Source organism: Clostridium uliginosum (genome assembly GCF_900112485.1).
GTDB classification, from domain to species: domain Bacteria; phylum Bacillota; class Clostridia; order Clostridiales; family Clostridiaceae; genus Clostridium; species Clostridium uliginosum.
The window spans coordinates 25,023-42,524 of the sequence record NZ_FOMG01000019.1 but is presented as its reverse complement, the minus strand read 5'-3'; the positions used below and the strand labels follow the sequence as shown (position 1 = coordinate 42,524).

Sequence of the window (17,502 nt, the reverse complement as noted above, 5' to 3'; positions counted from 1 at the left end):
CTATATTTAAAAAACTACACTATAAAATTACTGACTATATCAACTAATTTATCAGTGCTATTATTAACTTCTTTAACTAAATGAACTACATTAGTAGATTTTTCAGAGATTGTATTCATTTTACTAGCAATATTGTTTGTTCCATTTGCTGAATTACTATTTGCCTTAGTTATTTCATTTACAGATTCCATAACTGCATCCATTGAAATCATTATGTTATTGGATTTTTCACTAAAATCAGTTGTCATATTATTAATCATAATTGCATCATTGCTATATTGTTCACCAGTTTTAACAATCATTTCATAATCATTTATAACTTGATTGTTTATAAATTCAATCATATCTTTTGATGTACTTACTAAGTTTTGTACTGTATTAACAACTATATCATTAATATTTTTAATTTCTGATACAGTATTTTTGGAGTCTTCAGCAAGCTTTCTAATTTCATCAGCTACTATAGAAAATCCTTTGCCAGCTTCACCTGCACTGGCTGCTTCTATTGCTGCATTTAACGCTAGCAAATTAGTTTGAGATGTTATTTGTAAAATAGCTTCAGATAAAACACTTATTTTTTCTACTTTTTTAGAATTTTCAATAGCTTCTAAAAGCTTATTTTGTGTTTCGATATTAATTTTTACTGCTATTTCTTTAGAATAAATAGCAGTATTTTTAAGTTCATTTGCTCTCTTTTTAATTAATGATGAATTTTCAGCTTCAACTTTTGCTTTTGTTGTAATTGACTCAATGTGTGAATCAATTTCAGAAGCTACTGCATGCATTTCTTCTGTTGATGCTGCTGTTTCTTCCATACCACTAGAGAGTTCTTCTGTTGTAGAATAAATATCTTCAATTAACATATCTAATTGACTAATATTTTCATTTGTTTTCTTAACTTTGTTCTCAACAGTATTAGATTCTTCAATAATAATTTTAATGATATTTCTAAAGGAATCTTGCATTAAGTTAAAATTGATTGCTAACTCACCAATTTCATCATCACTAACAAAATCGATCTTTTGTGTTAAATCACCACCATTATTAGCCATAGATTTTAATTTTGATAATATTTTGGTTATTGGGTTAACAATACTTTTTGTAACAAACATCCATGATATTGTAGATATTATTATTAAAAGTAAAATAGATAATACTATTAATTTTATTGTATCTTTTATTGATTGTTCTATATTCTCTATAGAAGTTTTAATATTTTCACTTGATAAAGTCTTAAATTTATCAACTTGACTATTAATTTTTTCTGCGGTAGCATCAAAATCTTCCATATATAAGTTACCTTGTTCAGGGCCACCACTAATATATGCATTGGCCATTTTTTTACCAGTTTCATAATATGGTTCAAAACTCTTCTCTATATCATCAACATATTGTGTATTTTCAGGATTTATTTGCTTAAGTTCTTGTGTAACTAATTTTATATTTTTAGCATATTCTTCAGCTGTATTAAAGCCATCATCAAAACCTTTTGCTCCCCTTGTTGCACTTATATCAGTAAGCCACTGTTGAACTTGTACAACATCAAGTTTTAATTCCTCAGCTTTTGAAATAGTAGAAAAATATTTTGCATTCATTTCTTTTACTAACTTCAAATTATTATTTGTATACATAAATTGAATTATCATAAAACTTACAAAAAATATACACATTAGAAAAACAGGTAATAATATTTTTATTTTTACACTTTTCATATATCACAGTCCTTTTATTAGATTTTATTTTTACTAATTTATATCGATTTAAAACTATATAAAATAAGTGCATTTTAATATATAAATCAGCATTTTAATTTGTGCAACTATTATATCATAATCAAACTGCATTATTTTTAAGAAGTGTTTTATATAACTAAGCAAGAAAAAAATGACATTAGAATCAGTAATATATTTATAAATTAATATGCCTATAATATAAAATTGTAAAATATGTATAAAATTATCATAAAAAACATTGTTAGATATATCTAAATATAATATATTTAATAAAATATTAAAAAAAAGGTTTATTATGTTGAAATTTAGTGCAATAAATGTCATAATTACCATTGCAAGTTTAAAATCTATAATGATAATAGCAAACTTATCGAAAGGTAAGGTCGCAAAGCTATGAGTCTAAGGAAATTTTATTTTCTATGATTGTCAGGTTACCAAAATATAGTTAATATTTCAAATTTTATATTTGTTTATATTTTAGTGTTTATTATTAATAGGCACTTTTTAACTAATGTCTCGAAATAAGTATTTGATATAAAATAGTTAGTTTTACAAATAAATGTAAAAGTGACGTGTCAAGTTTAAGTTTAGCTACTTATTAATTAGGATTAGTAGCTTAAAATTTTGAGATAAAACATACAATCATACTTAGGCATCTTTAAAAAACAACTAGTCGATATGTTAGTATATTTTGCACCATACTTTGTAAGACGAAGTTCGTAGAGAGTACAAACTATAAGTGAAGTTCATCTCTTTGTCTTGCACAAAATATATGTAGCATATTGAACTGTTATTTTTTGAAGATGCCTTATTTAATAAAATTGCAAACGTTAATAAATTACAGAAAGGAGAAAATGATTATTTTTTCTTGCAATTTTAATAATCATAATAACATATGAGTAAAATAGATAACTTGTTATGTAAAATAGAAGATATCGTAAGTAAAGGTATAACCAAAAATGGTGTAATAGATATTTTAAATGTTTTACAATGTTCTTTTCCATTCGAAATATTAGAAGAAATTGAACTATATGGAGATTATTTACCTAAAAATCAAGAAATAGGTTTTTCACAAGAAAAGAGATATTTACATTTTTTATGGGATGTATTAGATAAATCACCTATGTGCCTTATATCTAATTTTTCTATTCCATTTAGAAGAATATTAGCAAAAAAAATGTTTAAATCATGTGGAGAAAATTTCATAGCTGAAGAAAATGTTCGTTTTAATATACCAGATAATATTGAAGTAGGAGATAATGTATTCTTAAATAGGGGAGTATTTATAGATTCTAAGGGTGGTGTAATATTAGGAAATTCAGTAGTTATAACTGAAGGAGTAACAATATTTACTCATTCTCATTTAGAACATGACCATTTTTTAAGAGAGTATAGTCCTGTAATAGTAGAAGATTATGCTAAGATATATTCAAATTCAACTATATTACCAGGTGTAACAATTGGAAAGCAGTCTATAGTAGCTGCTTGTTCATTAGTAGATAAAAGTGTAGAAGCAAATTCTCTAGTGGCAGGAGTACCTGCTAAAGAGATGAGAAATAGAAAAACTTTTGATAATAGTGAAGATGAGCTAAATCACATATGGCTTCATAATAGTAAATTTCAACAATAAAAATATAAAGCTTTAATTTTTTATACATACCTTAATACTAATTCTGTTAAGCTGATATGAAAAAACAGCTTAACCTTTAATATAACTTAACAAATAGTTAATACTTAAAAGGGGATAAAACATGAAGAATATGAAAATGTCTTTTAAATGGAAATTTATGGTGGTAATTTTACCATTAGTTATAGTTGGATTATTGTCGCTAACAGGGGTAGCATATTTTAAGTTCAATAATATAATCGAAAAAGAGTTAACTGATTCAATGTCAACAAGAACAACTGAAGCTACAAATCATATTAATACTTGGTTAACAGGGAGACTTGCTGAAGTACGCGAAACTATTAACAATCCTATGACGAAGCGTATTTTGGAGATTAATCCTAATCTTGATTTTGAAAGTAATAATCAATCTATAGAACTTATAGATGAAGTGAATTTAGCACGTTGGAAATTTATTAATACAACATATCCTGATCAATATGCAGCCTTACATATTGTAAATTCTTTAGAACCAAATGAGTGGAGTAATCCTGATAGTTTAAGTAAACTTCAAGCACGTTATTATAATGTAAAAGATGGAGTATCTAAAACTTCTCCTTGGGCTAAAGCAGCAGTAACTGAAGCATCAGAAAGATACACTCATAACGGTGGTATCCCTTATGATGTTATTTTGAAACCTGCATATTCTGAAGCATATAAAACAAATATGGTATTAATGTTTGCATGGCAAAAGGATGATACTGGTAAGGTCACAGCAGGAGCTGGTGCAAGCTTAAAAATCGAAGCAGTACAAGACATTGTAAAAAATATGAAGTACGGCGAAAAAGGATATGGAATGTTGCTTGCAAATGATGGAACTTTTATTGCTCATCCAAACGAAGATTGGGCTATGAAAGAAAAAATCAGTACAGTTAAAGATGCAGATCTTAATAAACTTGGTGAACTTGTTAAAAGTGGTAATCCAGGGATATTCCGCTTTGGTGAAGGTCATGATAAAAAAATTGCTTTTTATGCTAAATCTTCAATATCAGACTGGACTGTAGTTAATATAGTATATCAAGATGAACTTTTTGCGGCATCTAATAAATTGCTAGTAGTTATGTTAGTAATAGCATTTGTAATTACAGTAATTTTATCATTAGCTATATATTTTGCTGCTAGTCATCTTATTAAGCCATTAACTAAGCTTAGTAAATTTGCTGATGATGTTTCTACTGGTGATTTAAGTGGTTCTGTAGAGATTGAGTCTGAAGATGAAATTGGAAATCTTTCTAAAGCATTTAATAATACTATTCAAGTTTTAAGAAATATATTGACAGACATAAATAGTGAATCAAAAAAGGTTAATAGTCTTTCAAGTGAGCTTGCAAGTTCATGTGATGATGCTAGCAAGGTTACAGAGGAAGCTGCTAAGACAATACAATTTGTCGCAGAAAATACTACAGAACAAGCAAGACAAGTAGGTTTAGCTGTTGACAAGACTATTGAAATGGAAAAAGCAAGTAAAGCTGTTACTAGCAAATGTAACTACATGCTTGAAACTGCTGAGCAATCACACAATATAAGTTCTGTAGCTTTTAAAGCAGTAGATAAAGCAGTATATAGTATGAAGATAATTGTTGGAAATAACAAGAAAAACTTAGATGAAAGCAAACTACTACTTGCAAAATCATCAGAAATTGGTAAAATCGTTGAAGTTATTACTAGCATTGCAGATCAAACTAATTTACTTGCTCTTAATGCTGCTATAGAAGCTGCTCGTGCAGGGGAACAAGGACGTGGTTTTGCTGTTGTTGCAGATGAAGTTAGAAAACTTGCAGAGCAATCATCAATTGCTGCTAATCAAATATCTAATTTAATCAGTGGTATACAAGGGCAGATTTCATCTATAACAGATAGTATGGACGATGGTTCAAATGAAATTACTAGTGGTATGCAAGTTGCATTACAAGCTGGAACTCATTTTGATGATATTGAAAAAGCTATTAGCAATATTTTCTCTGTTGTAAAAGATGTATCATCTGCTACAGAAACAATGATTCAAACTGCAGAAAGAACTGTGACAGAAATGAAAAATACATCTGCTATATCTGAGCAAACAGCATCTGCTACAGAACAGATATCAGCTGGTGCTGAAGAACAGACTGCTTCTATGGAGGAAATTGGTAATGGAGCTAATCAGTTATCAAAACTTTCTGATAGACTTAATGAGTTAGTATCTAAATTTAAAATTTCTAAGAATGATAAATAAGATATATACTTTAAAAAAATAGGGATATGTTTATACTACGGATACTGTGAATATGACTTAAGTATTTTAATCATTTATGTTATAGAATTTTTGTCAAACTCGCCTAAAGGGCTCAGACAGTGACAAATTCTATCTTATAAATAATGAAATACTAGAAGTCCTATTCACTAATGTATCACTACGTAAAAGCATATCCCTATTTTTTTTTATAGATGCTTTATTTAATAATGATGAACTTATATAAAATAATTACCATTTAAACTAATTTAAGGTTTAAATGGTAATTATTTCTTAAGACCAATTTGATTTTATTAAAATGAAAAAGTATTACCTTAACTTTCAAATTTAAACAGTTATATAAGAAGCGTGTAGGTGCTAATTTTTAACTGTAGAAGAGAGTGTGTTATGCAAAAAAACAATTTGGGTATAATAATATTGCAAAAGATAATTTAATTAGAACTTTTATATTAAACATTAAAAATACAAGAAATTTTTGTTTAGGATTTAGCTTTTTCTGTTCTCAATTAAATTTAATAGCTGTATATTAATAATTAAATATAAAAATGAGGGCTATTTATTAATAAATTAATAAATTTATAAAAATTTTAGATTACTATTAAAAAGTGTTGATTTAAATTAAAAATATGATATCATATTTTTAATAGTTTAATAAGATAGTAATAAGAACATGACCTGGGTAGAGGTGCTGTAATTATAAGTATCTATAAGGAATCGACAGATTATGATTTATAGAGAAAGGGATTATGGCCGAAGGAATAAGCTATTTGTAAAAGTTTATTTCTGGGTATGTATATAATATATGCATAACTGTCACTTAGGCACATTCAAAGAAATAATAGACTCGATCTACGACGCATCTTTAGTATATTATTTTCTTTCATGTGCCTTAATGTGGGGAGCTACAAGGTATAATAGTTGCAAAAATATTTCACTAAATAAACTAGCATATTAACTAGTTATTTTTTGAAGATGATTAAGTTTAGCAATAAGCAAAAAAGCAACAAAAAATCCTAACTAGCAGAGTCTCTACCTGTCGCAGATAAATAGGTTTATCTGTGGCGTTTGTTTTTTAAACAAAAAATTAATGGAGGTAGAAAGATGAAATTATTTGGTACGATGAAGGTTGAAGATAACCAATTAGTAGTTGGAGGGGTAAAAGCTACTGAACTAAAGAAAGAATATGGTACTCCGTTATATGTTATGGATGAGGAATTAATCAGAGAATATTGTAATGATTATTATAAGTACTTTAAATGTAGTGAAAATGAAAATAGAGTTGCCTATGCAGGAAAAGCATTTTTAACTATTGCAATGTGCAAAATAGTAAAAGAAGAAGGATTATATTTAGATGTTGTATCTGGTGGGGAATTATATACTGCATATAAGTCAGAGTTTCCATTAGAAAAAACAATGTTTCATGGAAATAATAAGACGTTAGACGAAATTGAATTAGGGGTTAAACTTGGGGTTGGAAGATTTGTTGTAGACAACTATTATGAAATGGAAGTTTTAAATAAATTAGCAGGTGAGTATAACAAAATTCAAAATATATTTTTAAGAATAACACCAGGCATAGAAGCACATACTCATGAGTATATAAAAACTGGTCAAGTAGATTCAAAGTTTGGATTTGCACCAGTAGGAGATATGATAACAGATGCAATTAAAAAAGCCATAGAGCTTCCTAATATAAATTTAGCAGGACTTCATTGTCACATAGGTTCACAAATATTTGAACTAGAACCATATGAAGATGCAGTTGAAATAATGATGGAATTAATACAAAAAATACAAAAAAATACTGGTTATTTGATAAAAGAACTGGATTTAGGGGGAGGTTTTGGTATATACTATAGTGGACAGGATAAACCAAGGACAACTAAAGAGTATTGTGAAACAATATTAAATAAAGTTGATGAGGTTTGTTTACGAACTGGCCAAGAAAGACCACTTTTAATTATAGAGCCAGGCAGGAGTATAGTTGCAAATTCTGGAATAACCCTATATACAGTAGGATCAATTAAAGATATTCCAGGAATAAGAAAATACGTTTCAGTAGATGGTGGAATGACTGATAATATAAGACCAGCACTTTATAATGCAGAATATGAATGTGTTATTGCAAATAGAGTGGAGGATAATTCTGAAGAAACAGTTACTATATCTGGTAAGTGTTGTGAATCAGGAGATATATTATTAGAACACATTAAGATTCCAGAAGTTAAGGAAAACGATATTTTAGCAGTTATGACTACAGGAGCATATGGATATTCTATGTCTAATAATTACAATAAGATACCAAGACCAGCTGTAGTTATGGTTAAAGACAAGGAATCAAGACTTGTCTGTAAAAGAGAAACTTATAAAGATGTAATAAGGAATGAAGTAGTTTAACTAAAAATATTATGTTTTTATAAATTAAAAAAGCTTTTTATTAATATTCTTTCCCAAGATATAATATATAAAAAAGAGGTATGTGCCAAAAATGTTTGGTGCATATTTTTTTTCATAAGGTAATTTAAATAAAAAAATGATATACTTAGGCATATGAAATAAAATAACTAGTCAAAAATGCGATATATATTTTATATTATTATATTGATTATAATATAGGAAGGTGGAAATGAGATGGAGGATAGTAGCAAAAAAGGATTTGTTAAAGAATGGGCACCAACAATAATAGCTGCTGTTGTTATAGGATTATTATTATGGAAATTTCTAATTTATAGTGTATGGATTACTAGTGGCTCTATGATTCCAACATTAGGAGTAAAGGATAGACTTATTGCGACAAGAGTGCATAATCCGGAAAACTTACAAAGAGGAGATATTGTAATTTTTCAATCAGATGAACTAAAGGCAACGCTTATAAAAAGATTAATAGGAATTTCAGGAGATCATATAGAGATAAAAAATGGTGTTGTATGGAGAAATGGAGAAATGTTAGAAGAACCATATGTGAAAAATAATGATCATTACAGTGGAACTTTTGATGTTCCAGAAGGAGAATATTTCTTTTTAGGAGACAATAGAGATAGATCAGATGATTCTAGGTGTTGGAAAGATCCATATATAGAAGGAGATAAAATAGAAGGAAAAGCTAAAATAAAAATATATCCATTAAATGACTTTCAAATGTATAAATAAACACTAAATTGATAATTAATTATAATATAACCAATGTACAATGATTAATAAATTGATACTTTACAATGTACATTGAAGTACATTGATATAAGAGGAGAAAGATTTAATGTGTAACAAGGATTCAAAAGAAATTGACAATAATATTAAAGATGATAACAGAGATTTAAAAGAAATTGATAATGATATTAAAGATAATGACAAGGATTCAAAAGAAATTAACAATAATGTTAAAGATGATAACAAGGATTTAAAAGAAATTGATAACAATGTTAAAGATAATAACAATGTTAGAGTACAAAAAAAGCTACCCAATAAGACTGGAAGTTTTTTTAAAGAGTGGATAATTCCAATATTTGCAGCATTAGCAATTGCTTTTTTAATAAACAAATTTTTAGTATATAATGTTTATATTCCAAGTGAATCTATGGTTCCAACTTTAAATATTGGAGATAAGTTATTTGTAACTAGAGTTTATGATTTAAGTAAAATTAATAGAGGAAATATTGTAGTATTTTATTCTGATGAACTTCATGAAACAGTAATAAAAAGAGTAATAGGATTACCAGGAGATCATATTGAAATAAAAGATGGAGTAGTTAATATAAATGGAAAAGACATAAAAGAAGATTATGTAAAAAATAATGAACATTATGATGGTATTTTTGATGTACCAGCTAATAAATATTTCTTTTTAGGAGATAACAGAATACGTTCAAATGATGCAAGAAAATGGATAAATCCATATATAGATGAGAGTGACATAAAAGGAAAAGCTCAAATTAAATTTTGGCCAATAAAAGATTTTGGAAGTCTTAAATAGAAAGATTTATTTTTAATTATTATGGTATACTATTTAGATAAGCTATTACAATGAATAAGGCATATGACACAAAATAGACTAGCATACGAACTTGTTATTTTTTTGAATATGCCGAATAGTTAATAAATTGACAATGTACAATAAAAAATGGGGGATAAAGCTTCAAAGGAGTTTTAGTTATTTATTTGGATATACCTTAATGATAATTGTCAGTTGTATAGTGTTAGTTTTGTATATTGAAGTGGGGAGTGGGTAGGATATGGGAAATAAATATATAATAGACAGAATTGAAGGAATGTATGCAATACTTGAATGCTATAATGGTGATATGTTAAGGATATCAGTTTCAGAAATTAAAGGAACTCCAAAAGAAGGAGATATTTTAATTAATAAAGGAGATACATTTATTGTTGATAATGATTTAACAATAAATAGAAAAGATAAAACACACGACATGATGAAAAATATGTGGAAATAATTTGTTAAGGCATTTTAAAGAACATAATTATAATGTTTAAATCTAACAATATATGGACACAGCTTGAGAGAAGGGATGATTTGATGAAAGGCAATAACAAAAATAAGAAAAAAAGATATACCACTATGATTATATATTTCATAATGGTATTTATGTTTATAATGACTGCTAATTATGTAAAAGAAGCAGCTACGACTAAAGAAATTACATATAATGAATTTTCAGACATGATAGCAAATAAAGAAATTTCAAAGGTTGTTATTACAAATGAAAACTTAATAATAACGCCTACAGAGAATAGTGAATTTAAAGATAAAACTTTATATACAGGAAATGTTAATGATGAAAAATTAATATCTACATTACAACAACATCCAGAGATAATATTTAAAGGAACAAGTCCTAAAAAGACACCACTTATGGATTTTGCTCTTAGTTGGATTTTACCTATGGTAGCATTCTTTTTCATTTGGAAATTCATATTTGCTAAAATGGGAAATGGCGGAGGCGGCATGGGTGGCGGTATCATGGGTATCGGCAAAAATAATGCTAAAGTATATATAGAAAATGAAATAGGAGTAACATTTGAAGATGTTGCAGGGCAAGAAGAAGCTAAGGAATCATTAAAAGAAGTTATAGATTTTTTAAATTGTCCAGGTAAGTATACAGAAATAGGAGCAAAATTACCTAAGGGAGTATTACTTGTAGGACCTCCAGGAACAGGAAAAACTCTTATTGCAAGAGCTGTTGCAGGAGAAGCAAAGGTGCCATTTTTCTCTTTATCAGGTTCAAGCTTTGTTGAAATGTTTGTTGGAGTTGGAGCTTCAAGAGTTAGAGAATTATTTAAAGATGCAGTAGCAAAAGCCCCTTGTATAGTTTTTATAGATGAAATAGATGCAATAGGTAAGAGTAGAGATAATCAAATGCAAAGTAATGATGAAAGAGAACAAACTTTAAATCAATTACTTGCAGAGATGGATGGATTTGATCCATCAAAAGGAGTAGTTTTACTTGGAGCTACTAATAGACCTGAAATTTTAGATAAAGCTCTTTTAAGACCAGGTAGATTTGATAGAAGAGTTATAGTAGATAGACCAGATTTTAAAGGCAGAGAAGCTATATTAAAAGTCCATGCAAAAAATGTACATCTTGGAGAAGATGTAGATCTTGTAGAGATAGCAAAAGGAACTCCTGGTGCAGTAGGAGCAGATCTTGCGAATATAGTAAATGAAGCAGCTTTAAGAGCGGTAAGAACTAGAAGAAAAGTTGTACTTCAAGAAGACTTAAGAGATGCTGTTGAAGTAATAATTGCAGGTAAGGAAAAGAAAGATAGAATTCTTTCTTCAAAGGAAAAAGAATTAGTAGCATTCCATGAAGTAGGTCATGCTTTAGTTGCAACGTTACTTGAGGGAACAGATCCAGTTCATAAAATAACTATAGTTCCTAGAACTATGGGAGCGCTAGGATATACTATGCAACTTCCAGAAGAAGAAAAATATTTGATTTCGAAAGAAGATTTAATGAACCAAATTACAGTTATGCTAGGTGGAAGATCAGCTGAAGAAGAAGTATTTAATGTGGTTTCAACAGGAGCTTCAAATGATATAGAAAGAGCTACTCAATCAGCTAGAAGTATGGTTTCTGTATATGGTATGAGTGATAAATTTGATATGATGGCACTTGAATCAATTCAAAACAGATACTTAGATGGTAGAGCTGTGAGAAATTGTAGTGAAGAAACGTCAACATTGTTGGATCAGGAAACATTAAAAATAATAAAATCCGCGCATGATAAAGCTAGAGAAATTCTTAGAGAAAATAGAGATTTATTAGATACAATATCTAATGTAATTTTAGAAAAAGAAACTCTTTTTGGTGATGAATTTATGGGATTTATTTATGAAAAGTATCCAGACATGAAAGAACAGAAGGATAAGAAAGATAAAGAAAGAGAACAAAAAAATGAGGAACAAAAAGAAAAACAACGAAAAAAACAAGAAGAGATAGACCAATTAAAAAAAGCAAATGAGGAAAAAGAAAAAGCAGAGTTTTTAAAAACAGTAGGAGTAAAAATAGAAGCAGGATCAAATCTAGATAAAACTCTAAATGATGCTATAGATGCCTCTAACAGTGAAGAATAATAAGACATATTCAAAAAAATAGTATAAGTCATATTTAAAGAAATAGAGACATGATTGATCCCATTTAGCAATCATATCTCTATTTCTAAATTAAGGAAATAGTCAAAGATTAGTATACAATTCAGAATTAAGGCACATTCAAAAAAATAATAGACCAGTATGCATGTCTATTATTTTCTTTCATGTGCCTAATAAAATGTATGTAGAGGGGATAAAGTTATTTTGAATCAAGAAATGGATTTTTTAACAGAACAAAATAAATTACAAGAAGTTTTAAATATTCTTAGTAAAGAAATACTTATGTACTTAGAAAGAAGAAAAGATGTAGCAAAGTATATACTTGAATCTAGAAAAAAATTTATTGAAGAATATAAAGATGACGAAGATCAAATTATAGATTATTTTGATCATGAAAATTATATTAAAGAAGAGGCCTATAAGACAATAGATAAGAGACTTATTGAATTTACTAGCCTTAAAGAAGCACCTTACTTTGGTAAAATAAGTTTTATGGAAGAAGGTAATCTTCCAGAAGAACTTTATATAGGAAGATATGGACTAACTTTAGAGGATGGATCTGAACCTATTATAGTGGATTGGAGAGCTCCAATTTCATCATTATTTTATAAGGGGAATTTAGGAGAATCAAGTTATATTTGTCCTAGTGGAGAAATGAAGGCTAGTATATTATCAAGAAGACAAATTATAGTTAAAAAGGGAGAGCTTAAAGGATTATTTGATTCAGCGGTTGATGTTAAAGATGAGATACTCCAAATGATATTAACTGAAAATTCATCAGATAAATTAAAAGATATAGTTATGACTATACAATCAGAGCAAGATGAAATTATAAGAGAAGATAAGAATAAAGTTGTAGTTGTAAATGGAGTTGCAGGTTCGGGTAAGACTACAATTGCACTTCATAGAATATCTTATTTACTTTATAATTTCAGAAAACAATTTGGAGACAAGGTATTAATTTTTGGGCCAAATGATATCTTTATGGATTATATAGCTCAAGTATTGCCATCACTAGGTGAAGGTGGAATAAAACAATTTACTTTTGAAAATTTTGCGAAAAGAGAATTAGATATAGAAAATCAAAAGATAAAAAGTTTTGGAAGTTATATAGAAGATGCTATGAACGGAGATAAAGAAGCACTTAAAGAATATAAATACAAGAGCTCAAGAAACTTTTTAGATTTATTAAATAAAGGTGCAGAGGATTTAAATAAGAATTATTTTAATATAAAATCAGTGAATTTCAATGGAGAAGAAATTGTTGGAATTAAAGAAATAGAAGACTTATTTAACCTTCACTATAAATACATGCCTTTGTTTAGAAGAAGCGAAAAGATAAAAAGAGTACTTATCTCAAAGATTAAGGATAAGAGAGATGAAGTTGTATATAAATTAAATGAAGAAATGAAGGAAAAGATAGCAGCATTAACAAAAGATGAGGTAGATATTGAAACAGTCAATTTAGAGTATTTAAGAAGAATGAAAGTAAGAGAGATAGTAAGACATGTTATAACTTCAAGAGAAGAATTAGATAAATGGATTAACCATGAATGTATTATAGATTTATATAAAAATTTAACTAATACTCAAGAATTAGGATACATGGATTTGTCAGGGATACTATATCTAATGATTAAATTAGATGGTAAAAAAATTAAAGAAGATGTAAAACATATTGTAATAGATGAAGCTCAAGATTATAGTATTATACAATTTGAAGTTATAAAAGAGCTAACAGGGTGTAAGAGTTACACAATAGTTGGAGATTCTAATCAAAGATTAATTGAGCTAGAGGAAGAACCTGCAATGCTTAATCTTCAAGAATTATTTAATAAAGATAAATCAAAAGTAGAAGTAAAAGAATACTCATTAACTAAAAGTTATAGATCTACTCAACAAATAATGGAATATGCAACTAAGTTCTTAAAAGAAGATAAAATAATACCTTTAGTTAGAAATGGTGAGCCTATAATAGAAGAAGAAACTTTTTCAGATGAGGAATTTACAGATACACTTATTTCAATAATTGAAGATTATGAAGAAGAAGGTCTTGAGAATATTGCAGTAATTTTTAATGGAAAGAAAGAATTAAGAGAAATTTCATCTATGCTTAAACAAAAAATTAGCATTCAAAGTTTTGAAAATGAAGATGTATTATACAAAGGTGGAAGAGTATTAATTCCAGCATACCTTGCAAAAGGACTAGAATTTGATGGAGTAATAGTTGTGGAAAAAGATGAAATACAATCATTAGTAAAATATATTATGTGCACTAGAGCATTGCATAGACTTTCAGTAATTAGGAAACAATAATCCTAGGTATTAGTATAAATTTAATTTTTTATTTTAAATATTTAATAATTATACAATTTTTATTGCATAATTATTAGTTTCTATTGTATAATTATACTATAGTAGAAACGGATAAGGTACATGAAAGAAAATAACAAGTCAAATATATGCCGTATATTTTGTCTTAAGACGAGGTGCCCTTGATGGTATAAGTTCAACTAAATTCATCTGGAGTATAAAATTCCACCTGAAAAGTTTCACTTTATGTAAGGGTAAGAAGATAGTATTAATGCATATCAGGCTATGGACTCATACTACAGATGCAGTATGACAAAAAAACAGACTAGCATACTGACTCGTTATTTTCTTGAATAGGCCTAAATTATAATAAATAATTAGGAGGAATAAATCAATGAATAAAGGATTATTAAAAAAACTAGGAATGATTGTAGCAATTGGGACTATTGCAATAAGTATAGTAGGATGTGCAGGCAATAAATCAACTGCATTAGATGCAATTAAAGCAAAAGGTAAACTTGTAGTTGGCACAAGTGCTGATTATCCACCATATGAATTTCATAAAGAAATAGATGGAAAAGATCAAATTGTAGGATTTGATATCTCAATTGCAAAAGAACTTGCAAAAGACTTAGGAGTAGAACTTGAAGTTAATGATATGGATTTTGATGGATTATTAGTGGCACTTCAAGCTAAGAAAGTTGATATGGTATTTGCAGGAATGACACCAACAGCAGAAAGAAAAGAAAATGCAGATTTTTCAGACATATATTATAATGCAGAACATGGTTTTATAGTTAAAGCTGGAGAAGAAGGCAAGATTAAATCAATTGATGATTTAAAAGGTAAGAAGATTGGGGTTCAAAAAGGTTCAATACAAGAAGCTCTTGCAAAGAAAAGTGTTCCAGATGCACAACTTAAATCATTAGCAAAAGTTACAGATTTAGTGTTAGACTTAAAAAATAATAAAGTGGATGCAATTTTAGTAGAATTACCAGTTGCTAAATATAATGTTGAAAAGAATTCTGATATAGCATTAACATCAGTAGTTTTAAAAGATGAAGAAGGTGGATCAGCAATTGCTATGAAAAAAGGTTCAGATGAATTAAAAGCTGAAATAAATAAAACAATAAAGAAATTACAAGATGAAAAAAAGATAGAACAATTTGTAATAGAAGCAAACAACTTAGTAGATTAATTAGTAATTAATAACTAATAATGGAGGATAAAACCCCTTAGGGAGTTTTTGAAGATGCCTAATCTAATATATATCTAAGTTGCATATTAAGGAAATGACTAGGAGGAACGAAATTTGAATTTTACATTTTTAGGAAAATACTATGAATATTATTTAAGGGGCGCAGAGATAACAATAGTACTAGCATTTTTTGCAGTATTATTTGGAACAATTATGGGGCTTTGTTTAACCCTTTTAAGACGTTCAAAGTTCAAACCAATAAGTTTTATATCAGCAGCTTATGTGGAATTTGTAAGGGGCACTCCACTTTTAGTTCAAATATATATAATTTATATAGGATTACCTAGATTAATAGGGATAGACCTTCCTGACATGATTGTAGGTGCATTTGCATTAGCATTAAATTCATCAGCATATGTTTCTGAAATAATTAGAGCTGGAATTGATGCAGTTGATAATGGTCAAATGGAAGCTGCAAGAAGTTTAGGAATGAGTCAAAAGTTATCAATGACTTACATTGTAATACCTCAAGCATTTAAAAATATTCTACCCGCACTTGGAAATGAATTTATTTCAGTAATTAAAGAATCATCAATGGTTTCAGTTATTGGAGTTGCGGAACTTATGTACAATGCAGGAATAGTAAGAGGAAATACAGCTTTAGGTTTAGAACCAGTATTGGTAGCCGCTGTTATTTATTTTGTAATAACTTTCACACTAACAAGAATATTAGGACATGTAGAGAGGAGACTAAAGATAAGTGATATACGTTAAAGATTTACACAAAAGTTTTGGAAAAAATCAAGTATTAAAAGGAATTAATCATCACACAGAAAAAGGCGAGGTTGTTGTAGTAATTGGACCTTCAGGTTCAGGTAAAAGTACATTTTTAAGATGTCTTAATTTACTAGAAGAACCAACTTCAGGTGTTATTGAATTTGAAGGAAAAGATATAACTTCAAAAGATACAAACATAAATACAATGAGAGAAAAAATGGGTATGGTATTTCAACAATTTAACTTATTCCCACACAAAACAGTATTACAAAACATAATTTTAGCACCTGTAAAAGTAAAGGGAATCTCAAATGAAGATGCTAATAAGAAAGCTATGGAGTTATTAGATAAGGTAGGCTTAAAGGATAAAGCAGATGCATATCCATCATCATTATCAGGTGGACAAAAACAAAGAATAGCAATAGCAAGAGCATTAGCGATGGAACCGGATGTTATGTTATTTGATGAACCAACTTCAGCTCTAGATCCAGAAATGGTTGGAGAAGTGTTAAATGTTATGAAAGACCTTGCAAAAGAAGGAATGACAATGGTAGTTGTTACTCACGAAATGGGATTTGCAAGAGAAGTTGGAGATAGAATACTATTTATGGATGGAGGAAACATAGTAGAAGAAGGTACTCCAGAAGAAGTATTCAAAAATCCTAAGAATCCAAGAACAATAGATTTCTTGTCTAAAGTATTATAAGCCTTTAGACAAGAAATAGGGATATGCCTTTTACTTAGTATTTCATTAAAAAATTTCTTGTTAGAGTTTCATCATTTCAAAGGTGAAAAGTGTTACTGTCTGAGAGATTTATCTCGAGTTTAACACTTTTTAGTTTTGAAATGATAGACAACTCTTCAAGAAATTTTCTGAAATACTAAGTAAATGCATATCCCTATTTCTTTTTATATGAGCTATAGGTGAAAGGGGGAAGATATGAAATATCCCCCTTCTTTTAATAACTTGTAGAGGAG

Annotated in this window: 12 protein-coding genes and 2 riboswitches; of the genes, 11 read left to right on the top strand and 1 reads right to left on the bottom strand. The window is 28.3% G+C overall.

From position 1 onward, the window contains the following. Nucleotides 1-14: 14 nt before the first annotated feature. Nucleotides 15-1,712 carry a methyl-accepting chemotaxis protein gene (locus BM027_RS12320; protein ID WP_090092214.1) on the bottom strand — a complete coding sequence of 566 codons (1,698 nt, stop codon included), beginning with the start codon at nucleotides 1,710-1,712 and terminating at the stop codon, nucleotides 15-17. 371 nt (nucleotides 1,713-2,083) lie between these two features. Beyond that, nucleotides 2,084-2,172: riboswitch (cyclic di-GMP riboswitch) on the top strand. A gap of 456 nt (nucleotides 2,173-2,628) precedes the next feature. Between BM027_RS12320 and BM027_RS12315 the strand changes: the two genes are divergently transcribed. The 11 genes from BM027_RS12315 (at nucleotide 2,629) to BM027_RS12265 (ending at nucleotide 17,230) form a co-directional block, all read left to right on the top strand. Further along, entirely contained in the window at nucleotides 2,629-3,363 is a 735-nt protein-coding gene (locus tag BM027_RS12315) for an acyltransferase (RefSeq protein WP_090092212.1), read from the top strand. A gap of 130 nt (nucleotides 3,364-3,493) precedes the next feature. Continuing rightward, nucleotides 3,494-5,611, top strand: coding sequence for a methyl-accepting chemotaxis protein (locus tag BM027_RS12310; RefSeq protein WP_090092284.1), 2,118 nt, complete (start codon nucleotides 3,494-3,496; stop codon nucleotides 5,609-5,611). 690 nt (nucleotides 5,612-6,301) lie between these two features. After that, nucleotides 6,302-6,542, top strand: a riboswitch (Lysine riboswitch). A gap of 188 nt (nucleotides 6,543-6,730) precedes the next feature. Then, complete coding sequence (gene lysA / locus BM027_RS12305) at nucleotides 6,731-8,026, top strand: diaminopimelate decarboxylase (RefSeq protein WP_090092209.1); 1,296 nt, start codon at nucleotides 6,731-6,733, stop codon at nucleotides 8,024-8,026. A gap of 234 nt (nucleotides 8,027-8,260) precedes the next feature. Continuing rightward, nucleotides 8,261-8,779: a signal peptidase I gene (gene lepB / locus BM027_RS12300; protein WP_090092207.1), complete on the top strand. Its 519-nt coding sequence runs from the start codon at nucleotides 8,261-8,263 to the stop codon at nucleotides 8,777-8,779. Between the two features lie 340 nt (nucleotides 8,780-9,119). Continuing rightward, entirely contained in the window at nucleotides 9,120-9,599 is a 480-nt protein-coding gene (gene lepB, locus BM027_RS12295) for a signal peptidase I (RefSeq protein WP_423230333.1), read from the top strand. 259 nt (nucleotides 9,600-9,858) lie between these two features. Next, nucleotides 9,859-10,077: a DUF3006 domain-containing protein gene (locus tag BM027_RS12290; RefSeq protein ID WP_090092203.1), complete on the top strand. Its 219-nt coding sequence runs from the start codon at nucleotides 9,859-9,861 to the stop codon at nucleotides 10,075-10,077. A gap of 83 nt (nucleotides 10,078-10,160) precedes the next feature. Next, nucleotides 10,161-12,218, top strand: a complete 2,058-nt coding sequence (ftsH, locus tag BM027_RS12285) for an ATP-dependent zinc metalloprotease FtsH (RefSeq protein ID WP_090092201.1) — start codon at nucleotides 10,161-10,163, stop codon at nucleotides 12,216-12,218. Between the two features lie 222 nt (nucleotides 12,219-12,440). Beyond that, nucleotides 12,441-14,552 (top strand): HelD family protein, encoded by a 2,112-nt coding sequence (locus BM027_RS12280; protein ID WP_090092198.1) that lies wholly within the window; start codon nucleotides 12,441-12,443, stop codon nucleotides 14,550-14,552. 391 nt (nucleotides 14,553-14,943) lie between these two features. Beyond that, a complete protein-coding gene (locus tag BM027_RS12275; RefSeq protein ID WP_090092195.1) occupies nucleotides 14,944-15,747 on the top strand; it encodes an ABC transporter substrate-binding protein in 804 nt (267 codons plus the stop codon). A gap of 114 nt (nucleotides 15,748-15,861) precedes the next feature. Further along, nucleotides 15,862-16,521 (top strand): amino acid ABC transporter permease, encoded by a 660-nt coding sequence (locus BM027_RS12270; protein ID WP_090092193.1) that lies wholly within the window; start codon nucleotides 15,862-15,864, stop codon nucleotides 16,519-16,521. After that, on the top strand, nucleotides 16,508-17,230 hold the full coding sequence (locus BM027_RS12265; protein ID WP_090092191.1) for an amino acid ABC transporter ATP-binding protein: 723 nt from the start codon (nucleotides 16,508-16,510) through the stop codon (nucleotides 17,228-17,230). Before BM027_RS12270 ends, BM027_RS12265 begins: the two co-directional genes overlap by 14 nt. Nucleotides 17,231-17,502: the final 272 nt, after the last annotated feature.

What these genes read in the sequence shown, in the direction of transcription:
- BM027_RS12320 (WP_090092214.1), bottom strand. Translation starts at nt 1,712, where the DNA reads ATGAAAAGTGTAAAAATAAAAATATTATTACCTGTTTTTCTAATGTGT.
- BM027_RS12315 (WP_090092212.1), top strand. Translation starts at nt 2,629, where the DNA reads ATGAGTAAAATAGATAACTTGTTATGTAAAATAGAAGATATCGTAAGT.
- BM027_RS12310 (WP_090092284.1), top strand. Translation starts at nt 3,494, where the DNA reads ATGAAAATGTCTTTTAAATGGAAATTTATGGTGGTAATTTTACCATTA.
- lysA (WP_090092209.1), top strand. Translation starts at nt 6,731, where the DNA reads ATGAAATTATTTGGTACGATGAAGGTTGAAGATAACCAATTAGTAGTT.
- lepB (WP_090092207.1), top strand. Translation starts at nt 8,261, where the DNA reads ATGGAGGATAGTAGCAAAAAAGGATTTGTTAAAGAATGGGCACCAACA.
- BM027_RS12290 (WP_090092203.1), top strand. Translation starts at nt 9,859, where the DNA reads ATGGGAAATAAATATATAATAGACAGAATTGAAGGAATGTATGCAATA.
- ftsH (WP_090092201.1), top strand. Translation starts at nt 10,161, where the DNA reads ATGAAAGGCAATAACAAAAATAAGAAAAAAAGATATACCACTATGATT.
- BM027_RS12275 (WP_090092195.1), top strand. Translation starts at nt 14,944, where the DNA reads ATGAATAAAGGATTATTAAAAAAACTAGGAATGATTGTAGCAATTGGG.